Origin of the sequence: Shewanella sp. S23-S33, from assembly GCF_043359565.1 — a bacterium.
GTDB lineage: Bacteria > Pseudomonadota > Gammaproteobacteria > Enterobacterales > Shewanellaceae > Shewanella > Shewanella oncorhynchi.
The window spans coordinates 1-2,221 of record NZ_JBHFFD010000035.1 but is presented as its reverse complement, the minus strand read 5'-3'; the positions used below and the strand labels follow the sequence as shown (position 1 = coordinate 2,221).

Here is a 2,221-nt window from a genome sequence, read left to right as displayed (position 1 = left end):
GCTTCATGGCGCATGCGTTCGGTGATGCCACCGCGCCGCGCTTTTACGTCTAATGCCATGTTGCCCAGCCATCCCGCGTTGGCGCTTATTTCTAGCGCTCGGTCGGTCAGTGACATGCGTTCACACTGGTTTAAATCTTCAATCACAATTGATGGTGCGCATCCAAGCTCAAGCAACATGCCGTCGATAATGCAGCGATTGCCGCTGGCTTTGGCGATGTCCACGGCTTCGTGGATGCTGAGCTGATGTGGCTGACTCAGTAGCAATTTATTGCGCAGCATTTGCGGCTTATTGAAGTGCGCCGCTTTGGCGATTTCGCTCAGTTGCTCGCCGTCGGCAAACTGCCTCAGCGCACCCGCGATATGTGGCTGGTGCGCTGCTTTGGCTGGTTGTGTGCATTGGCTGGTGCTATACATGGCCGCAAATCTCCGTTTTGCTTATGCTCAAATCACTAAGCTGACTTAGCGTTATTTGGCATAGTGACTGCTGTCATGTCTGCGGCCTGTTGTGCCATTTGGTGTAGCGCGACCATGTTGATGTATGGCGTGTGGCGGGCGTTGGTTTTTGGCATGCATGGCAAACGACCGTGGCGAACTAAATAGCGCACGTTATCAACGGTTGTGCCAGTTCTACGGGCGAACTCTTCGTAGCTTAAAACTGGTGTGTCAATATTTACGATTACTGTGCTCATTGTGGTAATCTCGCTCTTATCTTCGTTTCATGTAATTGGCGTTACATGGTGTTAAAATCATTTCGAATGAGATTATTGATCAAAATGTCAGACTATTACAAGTTGAAAAACAATAAATTTCGCTTTCCGCTTGATAAACCCATTCAAAGTGATGGTGGAAAGGTGCTAATTGAGCGACTTATTCACCTATTTAAGGTAAGTAACCGCCTTGAATTATCAGACTTAATTGGTGTAACGCCTGCCACACTTTCGACATGGACGACGCGAAATACCGTTCCGCATGAATTAATCATTCGTTTGCATCTTGCGACGAATACCCCTGTCGAATATTTGTGTTTTGGCACTGGTAGGAGTTTTGGCGTTGAAATTGATGATGGTTTTATCGTTGGTGAGTCAGTGCCGAAGTACGTGCCATTGGTCGAGCCAGACGAGGCCTACAAAATCCCCCTGCTGACCGTTTGTGAGATCGAGAACGGCGGGCTGAGAACACTTGAAAAGTTTAGGGTTGATAGCGGATTTTTCTTTTTGAACTCTATTCAGCCAAATACTACTGATTTCTTGCTAAAACACGGTGGCCGCAAGTTGTTTATCAACATGCGTGAGACCGTTGTTACCAAAGGGCTGTATTTATTCAGTGTTAACGATAGTTACCAAGTTGGTGACTTACGCCAAATGCCTGATGGAAACATTTACTTTTTTGATGGTGATGAAAAATACCCAATCAATACCGATGCGACGAAGATCCATGGGAAAGTGGTGTCAGTGATAGAAGCGGTTTAACAAGGAGGTTTTGCGATGGCTTTAGTGAAGTGTAAAGAATGCGGGAAAGAGGTTTCTGAGTCTGCTGATATTTGCCCACATTGTGGCGCTAAAAATCCTGGATTAACGCCTGCGAAAGTTGGTAAAGGCTGTTTAGGCGTTATTGTCTTTGCTGTTATTTTCGCAACTGCAATGTATTTAAGTGAAGATAAACTTAAGTTAAATAATTTTATCAGTAAGTTAGAAACGCCTATCAATAGCAAGCCTGCTACCGTTTTTACCTTTGGTGGTGACAATGAGAATTTTTGCTCTGTCTCTATAAATGATGACTTTTTCAAGTCGCAGAATGGTGAATTTTCTAACGTAAGACGCAATGAATCCCAGTTTGATATGAGCTGCAATACTGGCGGCAACCATTACGTTATCTCTAGTGATCATGACACCTATGCCAAAGTTAAATTTTATGGCCGTAGCGAAACACCTCAGATTATTTACGCCAATATTGATGCCAAATTAACGACTGTTGATGGTGATTCGTTATTTGTTTCAGGCAGCGATATTGCCGCATCTTTAGAGTAACCCTATGTCAGTTCGCAATCTAAAAGACGGCAGTAATTTTCCTTGGCTATGCGAGTGCTACCCGAGCGGCCGAGAAGGTCGGCGGGTGCGCAAGAAATTTGCGACAAAGGGCGAGGCGACGGCGTTCGAGTTGCACACCATGAAAACCATCGACGAAAAACCATGGCTTGGTGAAAAGGTCGATAACAGACG

4 protein-coding genes are annotated in these 2,221 nt (G+C 45.3%); 2 read left to right on the top strand and 2 right to left on the bottom strand.

Features of this window, described 5'->3' with window-relative positions; all coding sequences use genetic code 11:
- The coding region (locus tag ACHA99_RS09715; protein WP_393942443.1) for a phage regulatory CII family protein at positions 1 to 416 on the bottom strand (416 nt) is incomplete at its 3' end.
- A gap of 35 nt (positions 417 to 451) precedes the next feature.
- On the bottom strand, positions 452 to 691 hold the full coding sequence (locus tag ACHA99_RS09710) for a DNA-binding protein (RefSeq protein WP_259578054.1): 240 nt from the start codon (positions 689 to 691) through the stop codon (positions 452 to 454).
- Between the two features lie 102 nt (positions 692 to 793).
- On the opposite strand from ACHA99_RS09710, the gene ACHA99_RS09705 reads away from it, so the two are divergent.
- Both ACHA99_RS09705 and ACHA99_RS09700 read left to right on the top strand, forming a co-directional pair.
- Entirely contained in the window at positions 794 to 1,471 is a 678-nt protein-coding gene (locus tag ACHA99_RS09705) for a helix-turn-helix transcriptional regulator (RefSeq protein WP_393942441.1), read from the top strand.
- A 15-nt stretch (positions 1,472 to 1,486) separates the two neighbouring features.
- Complete coding sequence (locus ACHA99_RS09700) at positions 1,487 to 2,029, top strand: zinc-ribbon domain-containing protein (protein ID WP_393942438.1); 543 nt, start codon at positions 1,487 to 1,489, stop codon at positions 2,027 to 2,029.
- Positions 2,030 to 2,221 lie beyond the last annotated feature (192 nt).

Excerpts from the sequence above, each read along its gene's own strand:
- ACHA99_RS09700 (WP_393942438.1), top strand. The coding sequence starts at position 1,487 with ATGGCTTTAGTGAAGTGTAAAGAATGCGGGAAAGAGGTTTCTGAGTCT.
- ACHA99_RS09710 (WP_259578054.1), bottom strand. The coding sequence starts at position 691 with ATGAGCACAGTAATCGTAAATATTGACACACCAGTTTTAAGCTACGAA.